The following is a 19,030-nucleotide window of genomic DNA, read 5'->3' as shown; positions in this document are numbered from 1 at the left end:
TTAGTCGTTGTGGTTGGGCAGTGCCAGACGGGACGTGTCTTCTTGCGTCTCTTCGCCACCCACGCGGTTTTCGTTCAGGCGATTGATGTCGTCCGACGTGATGTCACCTGTGACATACACACCGTCAAAACACGAGGCATCAAATCCCTTGACCTTGGCATTGAGCGAACCAATCGCTTTCTTCATGCCGTCCACGTCCTGGTAAATCAGCGCATCGCAGCCAATGATCTGGCGGATCTCTTCCACGCTGCGGCCATGCGCAACCAGCTCGCTGCTGGTGGGCATATCAATGCCATACACATTGGGAAAGCGTACGGGTGGCGCGGCGCTGGCCAGGTAGACCTTGCGGGCACCGGCGTCACGGGCCATTTGCACGATCTCTTTGGACGTGGTGCCGCGCACGATGGAATCGTCCACCAGCAACACATTGCGACCTTTGAATTCGCTGGCAATGGCGTTGAGCTTTTGGCGCACGGACTTCTTGCGCACCGATTGGCCCGGCATGATGAAGGTGCGGCCCACATAACGGTTCTTCACAAACCCCTCGCGGTACGGCAGGCCCAGCAGATGCGCCAATTGTGCCGCGCTGGGTCGGCTGGATTCGGGGATGGGAATGACGACGTCGATCTCGTTCGGCGGCACGGTGGAAATCACACGCTTGGCCAGCGATTCGCCCAGGTTCAGACGCGCCTGGTAGACGGAGATGTTGTCCATCACCGAGTCGGGGCGGGCCAAATAAACGAACTCAAAAATGCAGGGGTTTAGCTGTGGGTTGTCCGCACACTGCTGTGCGTGCACCGTACCGTCCAGCGCGATGAACACAGCCTCACCCGGATCTACATTGCGCTCAAACTGAAAGCCTGTGCCTTCCAGCGCAACCGATTCGCTGGCCACAATAGTGCCCTCAGGGCCCTTGCCGATACAGAGTGGGCGGATGCCAAACGGATCACGGAAAGCCAGCACGCCATGGCCGGCAATCAAAGCGATGACGGCGTATGAGCCCTTGACCCGCTTGTGCACATTGCGCACGGCGGCAAAGATGTCCAGCGGCTGCAGTGGCAGGCCGCGTGTGGTTTTCTCGATCTCATGCGCCAACACATTGAGCAGCACTTCGGAATCGCTCTCGGTGTTGATGTGGCGGTGATCGGTGATAAACAACTCGCTTTTCAACGCGTGTGCGTTCGTCAGGTTGCCGTTGTGCACCAGCACGATGCCAAATGGCGCATTCACGTAAAAGGGCTGCGCCTCTTCTTCGCTATACGCATTGCCGGCGGTGGGATAGCGCACCTGGCCCAGGCCGCAGTTGCCGGGCAGCGAGCGCATATTGCGCGTGCGAAACACGTCGCGCACCATGCCCTTGGCCTTGTGCATGAAGAACTTGCGCTCTTGCTGCGTGACGATGCCTGCAGCATCCTGGCCGCGGTGCTGCAAAAGCAGCAAGGCGTCATAGATCAGTTGATTAACCGGTGCATGGCTGACAACGCCAACGATTCCGCACATAGTGTGTTTCTCATTTCTAAGGTAAATACTTTCCGAACTCTTCCGGCAGCACGGGCTTGAGGCCCTTCAAGACCACGATTGCAACATCGGCGCCAGTGGACTCTTGCCACCACGGGCTCTTGACCACCGGCGTCATGCCGGCCACAACCGTCAAGGCCAGCAATACCACCACGCCACGCACCACGCCAAACGCTGCACCTAGCACCCGATCCACCGGACGCAAACCAACGGCTGCCACCAACTTGCGCACGAGAAAGGCGATCAGCCCGCCGGCAAACAGTGCCGCGATAAACACCACAACAAACCCGGCCGCGTAGCGCACTACTTCGGTGGCGTTACTGAACGGCAAATAGTGCGCCACGTCCGGCGCAAACCATTGGGCCAGTACAAAGGCTGCGATCCAATTGGCCAACGACAGCAACTCGTACACCAAACCACGCCAGGCGCCCACGACCAGCGAGATCACCAATACGGCGATAAAAATCCAATCCAACACGGGCATAGCGGCCACGGTTTGCGCTTCGCTTGCTGCTTACAGCTCCAGCACCGAGGCAGGCAAGTCCAGCTTGCGGATCTTGTCGGCGGTCTTGTCCGCGTCACCCTTGGATCCAAACGGCCCCACACGCACACGGATGCGTTTGCCCTCTTGGGGGTTTACAACTTGGGTATAGGTCTTCATACCGGCCTTTTCGAGCTTGACGCGGGCCTCATGCGCCTTGACCGCATCGGAGAACGCACCGATCTGCACCACAAAGCGGCTGCTGGCAGCCGCAGCGGCCGCGGGGGCGGATGCGGGCTTCTGCACGGTAGTGTCTTTGCCTTCCAGCAGGGCCTGGGCCTTCGCGCCGTCGTCGTTGCGCGCGGGCGGCTTGTCCGCTGGTTTTTCGGCAGGCTTGGTGGCTTCGGGCTTCACCTCCGGCTTGGCGGCTGGCTTGACCGGAGCGGGCGGTGCGGGAGTTGCAGTGGCAGACACTGTGCCTGCAGACGTGCGCGATGCCGCGGCCGCAGGGGCGACAACGGCAGGCACCACGGCGGGCACTACCGCAGGCTTGGCGGCAGCAACGACATGCTCTTTGCCGGCATCGGACTCAACAACGACATCGGTCGCCGGTTTGACAGCTACCGCAGTGCCCAGCGGTTTGACGGTGTTCTTGTCCGGGATTTCGATGGGGATATCAACCGAAATCGGCCGTGGCTGGCTGTCAAACAGCAGCGGGAAGCCTATGACCCCCAGCAGCACCAGCACCGACGCGCCAATGAGCCGGTGGCGGGCGCGGGTGCGCATGGCCTCTACGCTCTCAGTGGCGGGAGCGGGGGTGGCATGCTCGTCACCACCCTTGCGAAATTTGAAAAAAGCCATGGATGAGGGTGTTCTCAGGAATTCAGGTGTTTGGCCTGCAGCCGGGGCACGCCGTTTGCGAGCACGCCGCCCACGGTGTGGAACGATCCAAAGACGACGATTCTATCAGCGGGGTCTGCCACAGCTATGGCCGCCTGCAATGCCCCCATGGGGTCGGCAAAGGCCGCGGCCTGGGTGTCTTTGCGGGTGTTCAGGGCCTGCCATTGCGCCATCAGATCGACACCCTTTGCGGCCCGTGGCAGTGGCAAATCGGTGAAATACCAGCGGTCCAGCAGCGGCAGCAGCTTGCTGAACATGCTGGCAAGGTCCTTGTCGGCCATGGCGCCAAACACGGCGTGTGTTGTCGGGAAGAACCCCATGGCATCCAGATTGGCCGCCAGCGCCGCCACCGAGTGGGGGTTGTGCGCCACGTCCAGCACCAGCGTGGGCTGACCCGGAACGATCTGGAAACGACCCGGCAGCTCGACAAACGCAAAACCATTGCGCACGGCTTGGGCAGTGACGGGCAGGCGTTCGCGCAGCGCGGTCAGCGCCGCCAACACGCCCGCGGCATTGACCAACTGGTTTGCGCCGCGCAGTGCCGGGTAGGCCATGCCGCTGTAACGCCGTCCGCGCCCCGCCCAGCCCCACTGCTGTTTGTCGCCGGACACGTTGAAGTCTTCACCCACGCGCCAGAGGTCGGCACCGATTTCCAGCGCATGGTCCAGCACGCTTTGGGGCGGAACCGGGTCGCTGACGATGACCGGGCGGCCGGTGCGCATGATGCCGGCCTTCTCGCGGCCGATGCTTTCTCGGTCCGGGCCCAAAATTTCCATGTGGTCCAGGTCGATGCTGGTGATGATCGCGCAGTCGGTGTCGATGATGTTGGTGGAGTCCAGCCTGCCGCCCAGGCCGACTTCGAGGATGACCACGTCCAGGTTGCTGCGCGTCATCACTTCGAAGATGGCGAGCATCGAGAATTCGAAGTAACTGAGCGACACCACTTCGCCATTTAGTGCTCTAGCCCTCTCCACTGCTGCAAAGCCTGCTATCAGGTTAGTAGCATCCACGGGCTGTCCTTGCAAACGCAGGCGCTCTTCAAAGTGGACGAGGTGGGGTGAGGTGAAGACGCCAGTGCGGTAGCCGGCCTGGCCCAAAATCGACTCCAGCATGGCGCAGGTAGAGCCCTTGCCATTGGTGCCGGCCACGGTGATGACCGGGCAGTCGAAGCGGATGCCCATACGCTGGGCGACGGTGCGCACGCGCTCCAGGCCCATGTCGATGGCGGTGGGGTGCAGGCGCTCGCAGTGGGCGAGCCAGGCTTCTAGTGTGTTTGGGGTTTCCATAGCGGGACTGATTGTCGCTGAGCCCGTCGCAGGCAGTGTGCGTGTGGCTTCCGGTAGGACCAGATGGCCCGGGCATTTTGCGCAGGTAAAGGAGGAGCGCGCAGCGCGGGGGACACGGAGCAAAATGTCCGGGCCATCTGGTCCGTCCTTGGTATGCGCTGGATGGGATGCCTAGGGCGTTCTGCTCCGTGTCCCCCGGCCTGCGGCCTCCTCCTTTACCTGCGCAGAACGCCCTAGGCATCCCATCCCGGGGCTGTGGTCCGCGTAGTGCTTTAAAACCGCTACAAAATCAGTAGCGGCCTACGCGCTCTGTACGGGGGCTGCAGCCTGATTTGGCTTAAGAAAAGTGCAACCCCGACACGCGGACCCACGGCATGCACCAGCCGCCGGTGTCAATGCGCTCCAGGCTGACGGCCACCACGTCGCGCAGCATCTGGGCCACGTTGCCATTGATCATGGTCTCCGACAAAGCCGTGCCGACCACGCCACCGTCGATGGCGAAGCTGTTTTTGATGACGCCGGAGAAGTCGCCATTGGCCGCCGGGTTGCCCATGGACAGGCGCCCTACCACCGCACCGCGCGGCACGCCGCGCAGCATGTCAGCCAGCGGTGTGGTGCCACCCGCCAGCTCCCAGCCGCCTGCTGCGGTGGGCACGTGGGTCAGGCCGGTCTTGCGGCTGCCGTAGAGGCTGGGGGTTAGCGCTTGCAAACGCCCGGCTTGCAGCAGCTGCAATGGTGGCGCTACAAAGGCGTCGCCCGACAATGCGGCGATGCCCGGTGCGTCGAAGCGGCTGGCCAGGTTCAGCAGCGGTGATGCCACGACATCGCCCACTTTGTCGCGATACATAGAGCTGCCCGAGATCAGCGCCATGTCGCCCACCTGGCCGTGCAGCCAGCCCAGCAGCGTGGCTACGGCACCGGGTGTCAACACCACATCGCCAACAAACTTGCCACCAAAACAATCCGCCACACCGTGGGTGACGACCGAGCGGGTCAGCTCGCGCATCATGTTGGCAATGCCAAAGCGGCTGTGGGCCGGATCGCCCCGCAGGTCTTCGGTCTGGCCGCCTGCGTCGTTGAAGGAGCTGGTGCGCACCTGGCCGTCCGGGCCTGGGCCACGTGCCGTGCCGAATATGCTGACGCCGTACCAACCCAGCGTGCTCTGCAGATGGCTGCCGCCGCTGGTCAGCATCTGGGTGTCGGCCCGGGTGTGGCTGACGGCGCCCTCTTCGATGTTCATCGTGGGTGTGGCCTTGGCGCGGAAATCCAGCACGTCGTGCGCCGCGTCGGCCAAGGCTGTCAGATCTGCGGCCATCGGGCCGCGGGTGATAGCCGTGTGCTGGCCGCTGGATACGGCGTGGGCCGTGTCTTGCGGTGCGGCGGCGGCATCGCCCCGCAAGGCGCGGGCGGCGGCGGTCAGGCTTTCTGGCGACAGGTCGGACAAGTCTGTGCTGGCCTTGCGGCCATCCCAGATGCCGACGAGGCTGAGCTTATGGCTCTGCGTGCTGCGCAGCAGGCTGGGCTCGCTATGGTTGATGTTGAGCTCCGTCAGCGCGCTGGTGTTGACGGTGGCTTGTGATGCGTCTGCGCCTTCGCTCTTGAGCGCGGCCAGGGCTTGTTCGGCAATGTGTTGCAGGTTCATGTTGTGGGTCTTTCCTGAGATGGTCCGTGCTTACTCACCACCCATGTGCGCACGCGCACGCAGCGCGGGGCCGCCCGAGGACACAACCATCACCTGCTTCTTGCCGCAGTAGCCACCGGCCTCCCAATGCATGTCGTCGGACACGGCATCCACACTTTGCAGCACCTTGATGGCCGAGCCGGACACGGTGGTGTCGCGGATCGCGGAGCCCAGTTTGCCGTTTTTGATCTCATACGCCAGCGTGACGCTGAACATGAATTCGGTGGTGCTATCGGCCTGGCCGTTGCCGGTCTTGGCCAGCAGGTAGCCGTCGTCCACACCGGCAATCATGTCCTCCAGCTTGGACGAGCCGGGCAGGATGACGGTGTTGCGCATGCGCACCAGCGGCTCGTCGCCCGGCGCGTAGGCGCGGGCGCTGCCGGTGGGGGCCTGGCCCAGGCGCTCGGCGGTCTCGCGGCTGTGCATGAAGCCGTTCAAAATACCCTTGTCAATCAGCACAGCGTCACGCGCGGGCGTGCCTTCGTCGTCCACATATACCGGCATCAGCGCCTCCTGGCCCTGCCAGGTGTGGGCGACGTCCACCATGCTGACCAGCTCGCTGGCCACACGCTGACCCAACAGGTTGGCGGTCACTGCACCGCCCAGCACGATGTCGCCCTCGCAAGGGTGGCCCATGGCCTCGTGTGCCAGCATGCCGGCCAGCGCAGGCGCCAGCACCACGGTCTGCATGCCGCCGCGGGCCGGCACGGCGTGGCGCTTGGCCTGCAGGTGCTGGTAGAGCTGGTCGATCTGCGGGGCCAGGTGTTCGGGCGACAGATAGCCATCGGCAGCGCTGCCCTTCCAGGAGAGAGGCAGACCCAGTTCAATGGGGCTGCCGTCCTCGGCGTTGTTGCTCATCAGCGTGACGTAACACATCGCGCGCTGGATGCTGGACAGCGAATCGCCGCCGCGGCTGGTGGTGAGCCACTTGCTGTGGTGCTCGTCGGCCAGCAAAAAACGCGTGCTGCGCACATCTGGGTAACGCTGTTTACAAAAGCTGTGCAGGGCCCGCAGCCGCTCGTTGCATTCGGCGGGGGTCAGCTCGGGCTTGCCTTTGAAGCTGTGCTGGCCCACATAACTCTCACCCGGCAGCGCCAGCGTGGAGCGGGTGCCGAAGCGGCCCATGGCCTGGGCATTGCTGCGCGCTTGCTGCACGACCTGGGCGATCTGGTCCGGGCCGCCAGCACCCGGCACGGCCGAGAAGCCCCAGTAGCCGCCGTGGTGCGCACGTGCGCTGACACCGCCCTCGGTGCTGCGCAGGTTGGTGGTCAGGTTGCCGTCCACCATCAGCATGCGCATCTTGCGCAGCTCGTGGCGGCGGGTCTCCAAATAATCGGTGGTGGTGCTGGCCGTTGTTACGGTCTGTGGCATGTGGGTCTCCCGTTTGTTGTGAACGGACATTCTAGGGACGAGCGCCTGGTGAAACACGCAGCACGCCCGATTAGCCGTGTGGGCTCGGGTGGTGCCACCCACCCCCAAGGGATGGGCAGACTCACTTAGGAGCACATTGCATCAATTTGTCTACGGTCCACACGCGATTGGCTGCCCACAAGGCAACGCCACTTAGCGCCAGCATCACGCCGAAGCTGTCCCAGCCCCAATAGAAAAGTGCCGACGAGAAGGGCGGGGCTGACTCTCGGAGGACTACATACAGAGACACCGGCCAACCCACTACCAAGACTGCGAGCAACACAAACCACAACATCGATTGGAAGAGACCGCGCAACAGGGTCGCGACCGAAATAGCAAAGATCAACTGCACCGGCAACATGGAGAAATTGGAAAGGTAGCCCAGTACCTTCACCCAAGGAATGTCCAAAAATCCCCAAGCCACAGCGACAGCACCGGTAGCTATAGACAACAACGCCAACGCCCAAAACGTCGCGGTACTAAAAGCAATATGCCAAGCCAATCGCCCCCGATGCAGGCCCGCCGGGGCCAATAACATGCGCCAGTGCAAGTCTTTGCAGACCAACATCATCCCGGCAATCAACGCAAAAATTCCAAGAGTCCAGAGCTTCACCCAGCCAACCCCGCCGCCCCATTGCGAGCCGAACATGCTCGGGTTCACCAGCACCCAAGCGAGCGGATAAGCGGCCTGCCAGACCGTTCGGCGTGTCCGACCAGGCGGGACAAACGTAAAGCGCGTCGAAATCGCCAAGGGAACGTAACGACGCACATATTTTTTGCCCCAAACCCACAGGATGGCGGACGGCATAGCAGCAACCGTTTGGGTGTCAGGCATGCGCTCCAACCATTGACACCACAGTACCCAGCTCAGCGATGGCCAAAGCACCCCCAGACCAACGAGTACGGCGACGGGCCAGGTATTGATCCACTGCAATGAGTCTGAAAAACCATGTTTGCCAGCAATCAGCACGCACACAACTCCGATAGCCGGTCCCCAACGCCAATAGTAGGGAACCAACCCCCCGGTCGCAAGCGCAGCAGCGGCAGCCACCCCAAGCACCACAGAAACCAAAGCGAAGCCCGTCAGCCAGTGCCAGGGGGTAGGCCCTGCCCACGACACCGTGGCGACCGCAAGCCCCAACAACGCCCACAGTTTCAGCGCGTCTGTCAGACCCCACTGCAACCGTTGGCGCCAGAGTCGCATTGGCACTTGTCGCTGCCCCAACACCTTGACCCAGGATGCAAGGGAATCGACCAGTGTGTTGGCCTGCCATGCCGCCAAGTAACAGACGGCGGCAAAGAAGAACAGAGCCACCGGCGCGATGACGTGCAGAAGTGAGGTTGGCAACACATAGCGCGCTGGCGCAAGGAACAACCACAACAAACCCAGTGCCCAAGTTGCAATCGTCAGCGGAGGCGTGACAGGTTTGCCTCGCACTCTGCGCCAAGGTTTGGTCGTGCTCATGCGTTCAGTTCCACAAACAATTCGTCGAGCAACAGCGCGCGCCCGACGCCCGCCCATGCCGGGTCCAGACGGGTGTCGACCACCCGGTAGCCGGATTGGCGATGGGTCCACACCACAGATGGCGATGCCCCCGGGCCGCTCTGATGACCGCTTTGGTGACCAGCTGCAACCGGTGGCACCAGTCGCAGATGTTCTTGCATCGCGTCCCACGCGTCGAACAGCTGCAAGCGCCCTTCGCGGATGAACGCAACGTGGGTTACGACCCGCTCCAGATCTGCCAGCAAGTGGCTGGAGATCAGCACCGTGCGTTCACGAATCGGCGCGCTCTCGTTGTTATCGGCCCGCAGGGGGCTGGCAAACAGCGCCAGCATGAACGCCCGCCGGCTCAGAGGGTCCAGACTGGAGACCGGCTCATCCAGCAGCAGCAAGTCGGGGTCGTGCGCCAGGGCTAGCACCACCGACAACTTTTGTTGGTCGCCACCCGACAAATTGCGCACGGAGCCACCCAACGGCAAGTCCAATTGCAGTGCCAGCGCCAATGCGCGCGCCTCGTCCCACCGTGGGTAGGCGCGGCCGATGGTCCTGACCATCTCAAACACTTCCATCCATTCGAAGAGATCGGGTGTTTGGGCGACAAACCCCAGTCGTTCGCGTATGGCGTCCGTAAGGCCAGAGGAGGGGCAAGTCAGCAGCTCACAGCTACCGCTACTGGGCTCGACCAGACCGGCCAGGCATCGCAACAACGTCGACTTGCCAGCCCCGTTGCGTCCAACCAGTCCAACTACCGAGCCAGCGGGAAGCGACAACGAAAGGTCTTTAAGGATGGTGACGCCGTCGCGGTGTACGGTCAGGCCTTTAGCGCAGACTGCGATGTCGGCGTCCGGTGCAGTTTGGGGAGTCATATCAGTATTGATTAGCGGATAGGAGTTACGGAGTTGCGGCACTGTCCGCAGGCGATGCGTCATTCAGGGCTTGCTCGAAAGCCGCAAGAGCAGCGACGTTGTCAACCCCAAGCTGCTGAGCGATCTGGGCGGCCTGGGCCAGCGCTGGCTTGAGCAGGGCAATCCTTCCGCGGGCCTGATCAGCGCCCTCGCCTTGGCGCGCGACAACCATGCCAACCCCGCGGCGCCTCTCCAGCACACCCTGTGCCTCCAACAGGCTATATGCCTTGCTGACGGTCATGGGGTTAATCGCGTGCTGCGCAGCCACCGCGCGCACGGATGGCAAATCCACCCCCACCGCAAGCTGACCGCTGGCGACAAGCCGATTGACCTGCTCGACGATCTGGCGGTAGATCGGCGTTGTGGAGGTCGGAAGGATGTCTATATTCATTGCGCATTAGTGTATCACTACAATAATACACTACCGCTTGAAACTAAGGTGTTGTGCGCGCATGCAGGGTAGATCACCATGCAGCCTCTGCGCCGATGTGACTATGAAATTCATAGCGGCTTACGCTCTCTGCACGGGGGCTGCAGCCCGATTTGGCTTAAGGATTCGTGGCAGAATCGGCCCATGATCACCCTCTACGGCATCCCCAATTGCGACACCGTCAAAAAAGCCCGCACCTGGCTGACGGACCACGGCGTGGACTACACCTTCCACGACTTCAAGAAACAGGGCGTGCCTGAAAGCCAGCTCGACCACTGGCTCAAAACGGTGGGCTGGGAAACAGTGGTCAACCGCAAGGGCACGATGTGGCGCGGGCTGGATGACGCCACCAAGGCATCGGTGGTGGACGCGGCCAGCGCACGCGCTGTGGTGCTGAACGCGCCCAGCGTCGTCAAACGCCCGGTGGTGGTGTGGGCGGATGGCACGGTGACCGTGGGCTTCAAGCCCGAGGCGTTTGCCGAGCGCCTGGGCTGATCTGCATCGCCGGGCCATCCGGCCGCCGGACGGGGTTCGCCTAAAATCGCAGGCTGACTACCCCACCCCTTCCCCCTTCTCCCTCTCAGACCGCAGCAACGACCATGACCACGACCACCCAGATCCCGAATGTGACCGTCACCACCCAGGCCAATGTGTACTTTGACGGCAAATGCGTGAGCCACGGCATCACCTTTGCCGATGGCAGCAAGAAGTCGGTCGGCGTGATCCTGCCGTCCACACTGACATTCAACACCGGTGCGCCCGAGATCATGGAATGCGTGGCCGGCAGCTGCGAATACAAGCTGGCGGGCACCGATGCGTGGGTCAAGTCATCTGCCGGTGAAAAATTCAGCGTGCCGGGCAATGCCAAGTTCGACATCCGCGTGACCGAAGGCTTTGACGCCTACCACTACATCTGCCATTTCGGCTGATCCTGGCCCCCCCATCACTTCAACATCGCTACATTTTTAATAGCTGCTCACGCACATCCGGCGGGGGCTAGAGGCCAAATATGTCAAACACTATCCTGCAAAACATCCCCGTCGGTCAAAAGGTCGGCATCGCATTCTCTGGCGGCCTGGACACCAGCGCCGCGCTGTTGTGGATGAAGCAAAAGGGCGCCCTGCCCTACGCCTACACCGCCAACCTGGGCCAGCCCGACGAAGCGGACTACGACGAGATCCCCAAGAAGGCCATGGAATACGGCGCCATCAAGGCCCGCCTGGTGGACTGCCGCCCGCAGCTGGCCGCCGAAGGCATTGCCGCGCTGCAAAGCGGCGCCTTCCACATCACCACCGCCGGCCAGACCTACTTCAACACGACGCCGCTGGGCCGCGCCGTGACTGGCACCATGCTGGTAAGCGCCATGAAGCAGGACGATGTGAACATCTGGGGCGACGGCAGCACCTTCAAGGGCAACGACATCGAGCGCTTCTACCGCTACGGCCTGCTGACCAACCCCGCGCTGAAGATCTACAAGCCCTGGCTGGACCAGGCATTCATTGATGAGCTGGGTGGCCGCTCCGAGATGAGCGCCTTCATCACCGCCAACGGCTTTGGCTACAAGATGAGCGCCGAAAAGGCCTACAGCACCGACAGCAACATGCTGGGCGCCACGCACGAAGCCAAAGACCTGGAGTTCTTGAACAGCGGCATGAAGATCGTGAACCCCATCATGGGCGTGCCGTTCTGGAAGGACGACTGCGTCGTCAAGGCCGAAGAAGTGAGCATCACTTTTGAAGAAGGCCGCCCGGTCGCGCTGAACGGCGTGCAATACCCCGACCTGGTCAGCCTGATCCTGAAGGCCAACGAAATCGGCGGCCGCCACGGCCTGGGCATGAGCGACCAGATCGAGAACCGCATCATCGAAGCCAAGAGTCGCGGCATCTACGAAGCCCCCGGCCTGGCCCTGCTGTTCATCGCCTACGAGCGTTTGGTCACCGGCATCCACAACGAAGACACGATTGAGCAATACCGCGACAACGGCCGCAAGCTGGGCCGCCTGCTATACCAGGGCCGCTGGTTTGATTCGCAAGCCATCATGTTGCGTGAGACTGCGCAACGCTGGATCGCCAGTGCGATAACCGGCACGGTGACGGTGGAGCTGCGTCGGGGGAATGATTACTCGTTGTTGAACACCGAGTCGCCGAACCTGACGTATGCGCCTGAGCGCTTGAGCATGGAGAAGGTGGAAGATGCGCCGTTCTCGCCACTGGATCGGATTGGTCAGTTGACTATGCGCAATCTGGACATTACGGATACGCGGGCCAAGCTGGGGATTTATTCCAATGCTGGGATGCTGGAGTTGGGTAAGGGGGATGACTTTTTGAAACTAGGCAAGTAAGCCCCGGTTAGAGCCCCAACGACAAAGCCCGCCGAGTGTAAGCTTGGCGGGCTTTGTCGTTTCAATTTCTCAATTCATATTCAATAGTTCGGTGAGTCCAGCTTCAAACTCTGGCAACCTTGCCGCCTGATTGAAGAAAGGCAGACCCCATACGATGTACTGACGGTTTTCCATCAACTGCTCGATGCGCCCTTCGTCTTTCAGTGCGCACAGGAAGCGCTCCTTCCACTCGTCCATGCGCAACAGATGTTGTCCCTTGGGCTCCACGAACACCTGCCAGTGCCGCGTGTTCGCGGCCTCCTTGCCGATCAAGAAGAGCACAAAGTCAGGCTCCAAGGCCCTTCCATCACTGAAGGTATAAACCTTGAAGTGCTTTTCATTGCGCACCAAGTACACGTGAGCGTATGAAGTAGCCAGTTCCTTGTGGCGCTTTTGCACGTACTGGATGAGCAACTTTTCCTCGGACGTACCGAAGCAGTCGTCGAAAACATACCAGTCGTGTTGCCCCAGGTCCATGTGATAGGCGGAGCCTTCGGCAGGTTTGCTCATCGATACCCCAAACTCCTGGTCTTCCCCGGCTTCGCGGTTGAATGTCAGGGACTTGTCCCGGAACACCTGGTGGACCATGTAGGGCTTGAACACGGTGCTACCTTTGAACTCGCGCTGGTCCCTGGCTAGCACCTCGGCCAGATTGTGCAACACCTGCAAGGCCACGTCCAGGCGCTGGTCCGGGTTCAGGTTTTGCACCATCCCTATGGGGCCACTGACTTCCACCTTGACGGCGCCCAGATACTCGGGTGCGGTCAGAAACTGAAGGATGCATTGCAGTTGGGGCAGATGCTTGCGCAACCGGGCAAACTCGTAAAACTCGATGCACTGGATGGCTTTGCGCAAGACCCCTAAGCCTAGGTCAGTCATGACATAGTCCTGACGGTCCACCTGGACCACAGTGCCTGCTGGACTTGCAGTGGCATCAAACGCCAGGGTGGTTCGGGTGAACCCCGTGCGCAAGGCCACCTGGTGCAGCGTGCGCACAAAACCCTCCGGCAGTCCCTGCACGTCTTCCTTCGCGTAGGGAATGCGCTCGTTCAGGAAAATGAAGCCCCCCTTGTACAGCGGGGTCTGCTTGAAGGACTCCTTCACGCGCATGTGCACCGTGCGGGTGTTGGGGGCCTTGATGCCTAGTACGGTCAGTGCAGTGTGCAATTCCTGTACGTATTTGGGGTTGTGGGCGCAGTGGTAGTAAAGCTCTTCGAGCACGCGGTGCTCGTGGTCCACGTCGCTGTCGTGCTTACGCATGTACAGCGGCTCTTCGGGACTGGCCTGGAACGGGCAGTAGCGTGCCCCCCGCCCAATCAGTTGCGCCTCGCTCATCGTGGTCTTGCCAATCGCGTTGGCCTTGCCGTCGCGGGTGTTATACAGCCGCACGATGTCATAAAGATTGAGTACATCCCAACCCTCGTTGAGTTTGTCCACCGCGAACACCACACGAAGGCCGTTGGTCTCCATGGAGTTCACCAGCAGTTGCTTGGCTTCGCTTTCCTCCTTGGAATTGACTTCTAGCAACTTGTCCGCACCGAAGTCCGCGCACAGCTCTGTGGCCAGGTTCTCCGGCGTGATGCCGTTGGCCTGGAAGTATTCGAAGGCCTTGCGGACCATGGCGTCCGTACACTGAGCTTGCAGTTGGACCAACTCCGCTTCTTTGATGGCCTGCACTTTGGCGATAAATGTCTTGTGAAACGCCTTGCTCTCTGCGATGGTCTTGGACTTCATCAGCAAAACCGGCAGGATGGGTTTGCGCAGGCGCTCAAAGAGTTTGCGCCGATACTGGCTCAACAACATGGCTTGCAGAGCACGGGGCCACGGTTCCAGGTCAGCCTGCAGGACTTTGACCTCCTTGGAATAGCGGTCCTTGCGGAACTCGCGCAGCGGGTAATCCACCAGCAGGCGCGGTTGGTACTTTGTCGCCAGGTCCGGGTCTGTCAGGTCCACCGTAGCGGTGTACTCCAAAAGCACGTTGGCCGGATTGGCCTTAAATATCTGCATCACCGTCTTTTCCCAGGACACGGTTTCGAAAAGGTCGTCCTGATTGACCGGCACTCCCCGCCTGGTGTCCACGTTGATGTGGTGCGCCTCGTCGGAGATCAACACCACGCGCTGCCCTTGGAAGTCGTCCAGGCTAATGCTGTTTTCCTTGGGATTGAGGATGGTAGTGTGCAGCCCCTGAATGGTGGTGAACAGGATGTTGATGTCGTGGGGTGAAGTGGCCTGGAAGTTGTCCACTTCGCGGATGTTCACCCGCTTGTCGCCTATCACAATGGACGGCGCAAACAGGTACTTAGGAGACGCGGCGTTGAGGAAGTTATCCCGCGTCTTGTTGATGATGTTGGCACTGTTCACAAAGAACAGAAAGTTGCGGTAGCCCTGGGCGTAAAGGTAGACGATGCTGGCAGCCATCACCAGGGTCTTACCCGAGCCTGTCGCCATCAGGAAAAGCAACTGGTGGTTGGCCCTGGGCTTGCCATCGAAATCTTCTTGCCAGTAATTCAGGAGGTAGCGCAGAGCGCTTTCCTGGTAGGGGCGCATCCCAAAACGTGGGTTCAAGTTCTGGGTGACGTCCAGCGGCAGCGGCGTGCGCCCGATATGGATGGCACCCAGTTGATCGCGTAGGATTTTGTAGAGTTCAAGTGGGGGCGTTAGCATGTCTTTACATCCCAAAGAAACCACGGTTGAGTAGTTTCTCTGCTTGGCTCACGCCCCAGCTTTCGTCGTCTATTTCGCTCAAAGGGACGTAGAGCATGTTCTTGTCCAGTGTCTCCATGAGCAGGCGCTTCTTGTCGTCCAGCGACAAGGCCTGCCACTCCCTGGTACTGGGGTCGAGGGAGCGCATATCGACGCGATATGACAAGAAGGCACGTTGCTGCATGTCCTGCCACACCATAGCCAGGTCGTCCTCGCTGGCGCTGACCTGGATGCGCTGCATAAAGGCCTCGTTGGCCTGGGCGAGTTCGGCGTACACAAATGAGCCGCCACCCTGCCACTTGACGTCCTTGGAGATACCGCCTTGCTCCCCCTCCATCACCCGCTGCAAGCGGGGCACCGTGAAGGTGTCGATGTAGTCCATCTGTTCCACACCAATGAAGCGGCGCTTCATCTTTTGGGCGACGGCTGCTGTGGTGCCGCTACCTGCGAAAAAATCAACCACAAGGTCGCCTTCTCGGGTTGCTACCGACAATATCTTCTTGATGACACGCTCGGGCTTGGGCGTCTTGAACAGGGAACTGGTTGGCAGGCCTGGATACAACTTCTTCTGTTCTGACTTCGCTTGCCGCGTGTGTCCAGTCTCATCTAGGTCGTACCAGCCGTTGTCGCCTTCAACATCCCAAAGTGTTGAAGGTGGCAGGGCCTTCATTTCCCAGAGGTACGTGATGCGCTTAATACTGGTCTGGGCTTCGTTGAAGAAGATTTCGCCCGTGGCCATCTTTTCCATGAGCGTGTCATTTTCCCAGCGCCATCCGTTGGCTGGCGGTTGAATGAAGTTTCCATTCGGTGCCTCAATGGTGTAGCGAAGATTGGGGCGTGGATTGGGTGAGTTCACCGGGTTGCCATCAAACCAAGGCCCCCGCGGGTCATTGTCTGGGTTGGAAAAGTGGCTGGCGTTTTCTTCACCTCGATCTGCCTTGATGCTTTCCCATTTGGGGTTTTTGGCATAGACCAAGATGTAGTTGTGATCCGTTGAAAACTTCTTGGCATCGTTGTTGCTGTTGTCACTGTGCTTCCACACCACGGTTGTGATGAAGGAGCCACGACCAAAGATGCCGTCGCACAAAACACGAAGGTACGCATGTTCGGAATCGTCACAAAACAGAAACATTACCCCGTTTGCGTTAAGCATCCGTCTGGCCGCTTCTAGCCGACTTTTCATGAAGGTCAACCAAGTTGAGTGGTTGAAGCGGTCGTTGTAATTGAAGGTGTCCGTTTCGGTGTTGTACGGCGGGTCGATACAGACCAGTTGCACCTGACCTTCGTACAGCGGCATCAAGGTATGCAAGGCCAGCAGGTTGTTACCCTTGATGATGAGGTTGTCGTCTTTGGACAGACTGGTGGCGTCCGCCACGCCGTCCTTGGTGTAGCGCTTGGCCCCCACTAGGACCTTGGGCGTCAGAAGCCGGTCAATTTGATCGGGGGCCAGCGTCTCGTTCCAGAACACTTCCTGGCGCTGGGCGTCCTCCCGGTCCTGGCCCCCTTCCAGAACACAGTCCTTGTACGGCCAGGACAGCACCACGTCCTGACGCTCGACCATGTACTGGTCCCCGTGCATCAAGCCAATCTTGTTCTTGAACGCCGTATAGGAGTCCGGCAGGAAGGCCTTGTTGCTGACGAACTGCTGGAACTTGACCTTGTCGAAGATGACCACGCCATCGACTTCGACAAAGAAATGCTGGCGCAGCCGTTCGTGGGAGCGCACCAGGCGCAACAGGCCTGCGTCCAGCCGCAGCGCCAGTTCAACCACCTTGTTCTTCATCACGTGGCCATCGGCCACGAGGCGGTCGTCCGTGGTTAACAGAGCTACAAGATCTTCGTATAAGTTTTGCATGCTTATGTTTTGAAATAAATGGGGCGTCAATGCAAGTAAAACTTCAAGCACAGATTGAGCTGGGCTCGCTTACTAGTTGCGCTGGGTGCAACGTTGATATTGCGGAAGCAACATCTTCGAAACGGAGAGCAAGAGTAATCAAATAATTCACCGGACAACTCGCCATTGTGACGGGCCTGTAGCAGGGTGGATTTTTGCAGGTCTTGCAGACGGATCAGGCGCTTGCTTTTGTCGTTGGCTGATTTGAGCAACATGTTTGCCTCTCCCCTCGAACTTCTTATTCAGCCAGCAACGAAATGTACGCGGCGTAACTGTAGCTGCGGTTTTTCTTCTGCCCCGTCAGCTCGGTAACGATACCCAAATCTTCCAGCACCTTGACCGCCGCAGTGGCGGTGGGGAAGGTGGTGGCCAGCCTCTGGCGCACTTGGTCGATGGTGAAGCGCGGCATCATGGGCAACATCTCAAACAAGCGGTAGCTGCTGGGCCCGGCTTTGGGCGCAGCCAGCAAACTGCGGCGGTCGGTGGCCAGCAGCGTGGCGATGGCCACGATGTTGCGCTCCGCGTTCTGCGCAGCCACGGCCAAGCCTTCCAGGAAGAACGCCACCCAGCCCTCCCAGTCACCCTCCGTGCGCACGTTAGACAAGCGGCGGTAATACTCGGCTTGGTGTTGCTTCAGGTAGCCGCTGAGGTACATCAAGGGCTCGGGCAACAAGCGCCAATGCTCCAGCAGCGCGGCAATCAGCAGCCGCCCGATACGGCCATTGCCATCCAGGAACGGGTGGATCGTCTCAAACTGCAGGTGGATCAGTGCCGTCTTCACCAGCGGCGGCAAGGGCTGCGCTGCGTCATGAATGAAGCGCTCTAAGTCTGCCAGCAGTGCGGGCACCCGCTCAGGCGGGGGCGGCACAAACACCGCGTTGCCAGGCCGGGTGCCGCCAATCCAGTTTTGCGAGCGGCGCAACTCGCCCGGCTGCTTGCCGTTGCCGCGGACGCCGTCCATCAGCAGCCGGTGTGCATCGCATAGCAAACGCACGCTTAAAGGGAGCCCCGCCGGGTCACGCAGCTGCGATTGCACCAGCCGGAAGGCGCGCAGGTAGTTGGTGACCTCTTCAACGTCGTCGGTGTTGCTCACCGCAAAGCCGGCTTCTTCGTCAAACAGGTCTGCCAGCGTGGCTTGGGTGCCTTCGATCTGCGAGGTCAGCAGCGCCTCTTTGCGGATGGCGCTGTAGAGCAGCCAATCTACCGAAGGCACCAGCCCGGCCACTCCGGACAACCGCGCCAGCGCCAGCTCGGCCACTCGGTTGGCTTCCACATAGCTTTCGGGCGCCAGCACGGGCTTGGCGGGCGGCAGTGCGTGCGGCACGAATGCCTGCACCAATTCGCCCATGGTGGTGGAGGGTGAGTAGGTGCCGGTAGTGCGCATGGTGTGAAAGACTTCTTTAATGCAATTAAATCACATTAAAGCATTCTTTAATATTTGGCGCTAGTATGAAAGCGGGCTTGAGTAGAGTAGCAGGTGGCTTGGCAAGCCGGTTTGGCGGGATATCTTAGATGAAATTGGCCTGTAGCCCCCGTGGAATATGACTAAGAAGCTATCAAAAATGTAGTATCTGCGGAACGGCCAAGGTCACCCTCGGTTTGAACCGTCAAGTACAGCAGGGGGTGTTCAGGTGTCTAGCAGGCATAACGCGTGAGCACGATGTCTTCGATCTCACGCTGGCTGCCAGAGCCTAGGTCGACCATTTTCCTGACGTCGGGAAGATGGTTTGCAGTGTTATGTCCGGACACCTCGCAAGCCATTTTTGCCTAATGACTACATTGAGAAAGTTCTCCCATTCGGTGTAGCCCAGCAGATGCTGAATGTCGCGAGCCAAGCGGAGGCAGCGTCAGTCATGGTGCAAAAAACTTGTTTTTGCGACACGTTCTGGATTCAGGTCATTCTGGACGACATGAATTGCACGGCGTGTCGACAAATTGCAA

Annotated in this window: 15 protein-coding genes; 3 read left to right on the top strand and 12 right to left on the bottom strand. The window is 60.3% G+C overall.

All coding sequences use genetic code 11. The features are described 5' to 3' along the window. From purF to AC097P_RS08930, 9 genes are all read right to left on the bottom strand, one after another. The gene (gene purF, locus AC097P_RS08970) at positions 1-1,500 is read right to left on the bottom strand and encodes an amidophosphoribosyltransferase (RefSeq protein ID WP_479610049.1); all 1,500 of its coding nucleotides are present in this window, start codon (positions 1,498-1,500) and stop codon (positions 1-3) included. A gap of 16 nt (positions 1,501-1,516) precedes the next feature. Then, entirely contained in the window at positions 1,517-2,002 is a 486-nt protein-coding gene (locus AC097P_RS08965) for a CvpA family protein (protein ID WP_479610429.1), read from the bottom strand. Positions 2,003-2,032: 30 nt separating this feature from the next. Further along, positions 2,033-2,860, bottom strand: coding sequence for an SPOR domain-containing protein (locus AC097P_RS08960; protein ID WP_479610048.1), 828 nt, complete (start codon positions 2,858-2,860; stop codon positions 2,033-2,035). 14 nt (positions 2,861-2,874) lie between these two features. Continuing rightward, positions 2,875-4,185, bottom strand: coding sequence for a bifunctional tetrahydrofolate synthase/dihydrofolate synthase (folC, locus tag AC097P_RS08955; protein ID WP_479610047.1), 1,311 nt, complete (start codon positions 4,183-4,185; stop codon positions 2,875-2,877). 337 nt (positions 4,186-4,522) lie between these two features. Further along, positions 4,523-5,827, bottom strand: coding sequence for a metallopeptidase TldD-related protein (locus AC097P_RS08950; RefSeq protein ID WP_479610046.1), 1,305 nt, complete (start codon positions 5,825-5,827; stop codon positions 4,523-4,525). A gap of 30 nt (positions 5,828-5,857) precedes the next feature. Beyond that, the gene (locus AC097P_RS08945) at positions 5,858-7,237 is read right to left on the bottom strand and encodes a TldD/PmbA family protein (RefSeq protein ID WP_479610045.1); all 1,380 of its coding nucleotides are present in this window, start codon (positions 7,235-7,237) and stop codon (positions 5,858-5,860) included. A 121-nt stretch (positions 7,238-7,358) separates the two neighbouring features. Continuing rightward, the gene (locus AC097P_RS08940) at positions 7,359-8,246 is read right to left on the bottom strand and encodes a hypothetical protein (RefSeq protein ID WP_479610044.1); all 888 of its coding nucleotides are present in this window, start codon (positions 8,244-8,246) and stop codon (positions 7,359-7,361) included. Between the two features lie 491 nt (positions 8,247-8,737). Beyond that, positions 8,738-9,643, bottom strand: a complete 906-nt coding sequence (locus AC097P_RS08935; protein WP_479610043.1) for an ABC transporter ATP-binding protein — start codon at positions 9,641-9,643, stop codon at positions 8,738-8,740. A 25-nt stretch (positions 9,644-9,668) separates the two neighbouring features. Then, positions 9,669-10,073: a GntR family transcriptional regulator gene (locus AC097P_RS08930; RefSeq protein WP_479610042.1), complete on the bottom strand. Its 405-nt coding sequence runs from the start codon at positions 10,071-10,073 to the stop codon at positions 9,669-9,671. A 183-nt stretch (positions 10,074-10,256) separates the two neighbouring features. On the opposite strand from AC097P_RS08930, the gene AC097P_RS08925 reads away from it, so the two are divergent. The 3 genes from AC097P_RS08925 (at position 10,257) to argG (ending at position 12,453) form a co-directional block, all read left to right on the top strand. After that, positions 10,257-10,607 carry an ArsC family reductase gene (locus tag AC097P_RS08925; RefSeq protein WP_479610041.1) on the top strand — a complete coding sequence of 117 codons (351 nt, stop codon included), beginning with the start codon at positions 10,257-10,259 and terminating at the stop codon, positions 10,605-10,607. Between the two features lie 104 nt (positions 10,608-10,711). Beyond that, positions 10,712-11,041 (top strand): pyrimidine/purine nucleoside phosphorylase, encoded by a 330-nt coding sequence (gene ppnP, locus AC097P_RS08920; RefSeq protein ID WP_479610040.1) that lies wholly within the window; start codon positions 10,712-10,714, stop codon positions 11,039-11,041. 80 nt (positions 11,042-11,121) lie between these two features. Then, entirely contained in the window at positions 11,122-12,453 is a 1,332-nt protein-coding gene (argG, locus tag AC097P_RS08915) for an argininosuccinate synthase (RefSeq protein ID WP_479610039.1), read from the top strand. A 69-nt stretch (positions 12,454-12,522) separates the two neighbouring features. Here argG and AC097P_RS08910 read toward each other — a convergent pair whose 3' ends face one another. The 3 genes from AC097P_RS08910 to AC097P_RS08900 all read right to left on the bottom strand — a co-directional run bounded on the left by AC097P_RS08910 (position 12,523) and on the right by AC097P_RS08900 (position 18,473). Beyond that, positions 12,523-15,156: a DEAD/DEAH box helicase family protein gene (locus AC097P_RS08910; protein WP_479610038.1), complete on the bottom strand. Its 2,634-nt coding sequence runs from the start codon at positions 15,154-15,156 to the stop codon at positions 12,523-12,525. A 4-nt stretch (positions 15,157-15,160) separates the two neighbouring features. Next, positions 15,161-17,050 carry a DNA methyltransferase gene (locus AC097P_RS08905; protein WP_479610037.1) on the bottom strand — a complete coding sequence of 630 codons (1,890 nt, stop codon included), beginning with the start codon at positions 17,048-17,050 and terminating at the stop codon, positions 15,161-15,163. Positions 17,051-17,327: 277 nt separating this feature from the next. Beyond that, on the bottom strand, positions 17,328-18,473 hold the full coding sequence (locus tag AC097P_RS08900; protein ID WP_479610036.1) for a Fic family protein: 1,146 nt from the start codon (positions 18,471-18,473) through the stop codon (positions 17,328-17,330). Between the last annotated feature and the right edge of the window lie 557 nt (positions 18,474-19,030).

The sequence above is a fragment of the Rhodoferax sp. ZS1R8 genome (genome assembly GCF_056521325.1).
This window is presented reverse-complemented; position numbering and strand designations above follow the sequence as displayed.

Coding starts and splice junctions, on each gene's coding strand:
- AC097P_RS08925 (WP_479610041.1), top strand. CDS start 10,257: ATGATCACCCTCTACGGCATCCCCAATTGCGACACCGTCAAAAAAGCC.
- AC097P_RS08945 (WP_479610045.1), bottom strand. CDS start 7,237: ATGCCACAGACCGTAACAACGGCCAGCACCACCACCGATTATTTGGAG.
- AC097P_RS08935 (WP_479610043.1), bottom strand. CDS start 9,643: ATGACTCCCCAAACTGCACCGGACGCCGACATCGCAGTCTGCGCTAAA.
- AC097P_RS08950 (WP_479610046.1), bottom strand. CDS start 5,827: ATGAACCTGCAACACATTGCCGAACAAGCCCTGGCCGCGCTCAAGAGC.
- AC097P_RS08960 (WP_479610048.1), bottom strand. CDS start 2,860: ATGGCTTTTTTCAAATTTCGCAAGGGTGGTGACGAGCATGCCACCCCC.
- argG (WP_479610039.1), top strand. CDS start 11,122: ATGTCAAACACTATCCTGCAAAACATCCCCGTCGGTCAAAAGGTCGGC.
- folC (WP_479610047.1), bottom strand. CDS start 4,185: ATGGAAACCCCAAACACACTAGAAGCCTGGCTCGCCCACTGCGAGCGC.
- AC097P_RS08905 (WP_479610037.1), bottom strand. CDS start 17,050: ATGCAAAACTTATACGAAGATCTTGTAGCTCTGTTAACCACGGACGAC.
- purF (WP_479610049.1), bottom strand. CDS start 1,500: ATGTGCGGAATCGTTGGCGTTGTCAGCCATGCACCGGTTAATCAACTG.
- AC097P_RS08900 (WP_479610036.1), bottom strand. CDS start 18,473: ATGCGCACTACCGGCACCTACTCACCCTCCACCACCATGGGCGAATTG.
- AC097P_RS08930 (WP_479610042.1), bottom strand. CDS start 10,073: ATGAATATAGACATCCTTCCGACCTCCACAACGCCGATCTACCGCCAG.
- ppnP (WP_479610040.1), top strand. CDS start 10,712: ATGACCACGACCACCCAGATCCCGAATGTGACCGTCACCACCCAGGCC.
- AC097P_RS08965 (WP_479610429.1), bottom strand. CDS start 2,002: ATGCCCGTGTTGGATTGGATTTTTATCGCCGTATTGGTGATCTCGCTG.
- AC097P_RS08910 (WP_479610038.1), bottom strand. CDS start 15,156: ATGCTAACGCCCCCACTTGAACTCTACAAAATCCTACGCGATCAACTG.